Source organism: Exiguobacterium sp. s192 (assembly GCF_018618795.1).
GTDB lineage: Bacteria > Bacillota > Bacilli > Exiguobacteriales > Exiguobacteriaceae > Exiguobacterium_A > Exiguobacterium_A undae.
This window is the reverse complement of record NZ_JACSMS010000029.1, coordinates 1-1,261: the sequence shown is the minus strand read 5'-3', so window position 1 is coordinate 1,261 and position 1,261 is coordinate 1. Positions and strand designations below refer to the sequence as shown.

Annotated in this window: 10 tRNA genes and 1 rRNA gene; all 11 read right to left on the bottom strand. The window is 48.5% G+C overall.

What is annotated here, in order from left to right:
• Window positions 1-162 precede the first annotated feature (162 nt).
• The 11 genes from KNP87_RS17180 to rrf all read right to left on the bottom strand — a co-directional run bounded on the left by KNP87_RS17180 (window position 163) and on the right by rrf (window position 1,259).
• Window positions 163-239 (bottom strand) — tRNA-Pro (locus tag KNP87_RS17180).
• Window positions 240-244: 5 nt separating this feature from the next.
• A tRNA-Arg gene (locus tag KNP87_RS17175) sits at window positions 245-318 on the bottom strand.
• Window positions 319-322: 4 nt separating this feature from the next.
• Window positions 323-408: transfer RNA gene (locus KNP87_RS17170), tRNA-Leu, on the bottom strand.
• A gap of 36 nt (window positions 409-444) precedes the next feature.
• A tRNA-Gly gene (locus KNP87_RS17165) sits at window positions 445-519 on the bottom strand.
• 9 nt (window positions 520-528) lie between these two features.
• Window positions 529-612: transfer RNA gene (locus KNP87_RS17160), tRNA-Leu, on the bottom strand.
• A gap of 9 nt (window positions 613-621) precedes the next feature.
• Window positions 622-697, bottom strand: a tRNA-Lys gene (locus KNP87_RS17155).
• A gap of 26 nt (window positions 698-723) precedes the next feature.
• A tRNA-His gene (locus KNP87_RS17150) sits at window positions 724-799 on the bottom strand.
• A gap of 10 nt (window positions 800-809) precedes the next feature.
• Window positions 810-885, bottom strand: a tRNA-Thr gene (locus KNP87_RS17145).
• Between the two features lie 9 nt (window positions 886-894).
• Window positions 895-970 (bottom strand) — tRNA-Phe (locus tag KNP87_RS17140).
• Window positions 971-995: 25 nt separating this feature from the next.
• Window positions 996-1,071 (bottom strand) — tRNA-Asp (locus KNP87_RS17135).
• 72 nt (window positions 1,072-1,143) lie between these two features.
• Window positions 1,144-1,259: ribosomal RNA gene (gene rrf, locus KNP87_RS17130) — 5S ribosomal RNA — on the bottom strand.
• Window positions 1,260-1,261 lie beyond the last annotated feature (2 nt).

The following is a 1,261-nucleotide window of genomic DNA, read 5'->3' as shown; positions in this document are numbered from 1 at the left end:
TTCGTCCTGAGCCAGGATCAAACTCTCCATAAAGTGTTTGACTTGCTCGTTGTTGTGACCGAAGTCACGTTGACGAAGCTTGCGCTTCATTCATTGTTTGTATCCGAAGATACGTTTTTTGCCTCATCGTTCAGTTTTCAAAGTCCGATATGAAAATAATAATGGTCGGGAAGACAGGATTCGAACCTGCGACCCCTTGGTCCCAAACCAAGTGCTCTACCAAGCTGAGCTACTTCCCGAAAAGTGCACCCTGAGAGATTCGAACTCCCGACCCCTTGATTCGTAGTCAAGTACTCTATCCAGCTGAGCTAAGGGTGCGCTATGGTGCGGTCGAGAGGACTTGAACCTCCACAGTGTTGCCACCACTAGGCCCTCAACCTAGCGCGTCTACCATTCCGCCACGACCGCAAATTATGCTATTTGTTGTTACATTGGATTAAAAATTGGAGCGGAAGACGGGATTCGAACCCGCGACCCCGACCTTGGCAAGGTCGTATTCTACCACTGAACTACTTCCGCATTTATAAATGGTACGGGTGAAGGGACTTGAACCCCCACGTCAAAGACACTAGATCCTAAATCTAGCGCGTCTACCAATTCCGCCACACCCGCATAAAAAAATGGTGTGTCATGCAGGATTCGAACCTGCGACCCTCTGATTAAAAGTCAGATGCTCTACCAACTGAGCTAATGACACAAAAATATGAAATTAAAAACATAAAATGGGGCGACTGATGGGAATTGAACCCACGAATGCCGGAATCACAATCCGGTGCGTTAACCACTTCGCCACAACCGCCATATTAAGATGGTGCCGGCAACAGGAGTCGAACCCGCGACCTACTGATTACAAGTCAGTTGCTCTACCAGCTGAGCTACACCGGCAGGTGTAAATGGTGGCTTTGGACGGAATCGAACCGCCGACACGAGGATTTTCAGTCCTCTGCTCTACCGACTGAGCTACAAAGCCATAAGTAAAATTCGGTAAATAAAAATGGCGGTCCTGACGGGATTCGAACCCGCGATCTCCTGCGTGACAGGCAGGCATGTTAACCGCTACACCACAGGACCGTGGTAACTTGACGACTTCTATAATACTATATCAATCAGTCAAAATTGTCAAATACTTTATTAAAAAAGTATGCCTGGCAACGTCCTATCCTCACAGGGGGAAGCCCCCAACTACTTTCGGCGTTCAAGTGCTTAACTTCCGTGTTCGGCATGGGAACGGGTGTGACCACTTGGCTATCGTCACCAGACG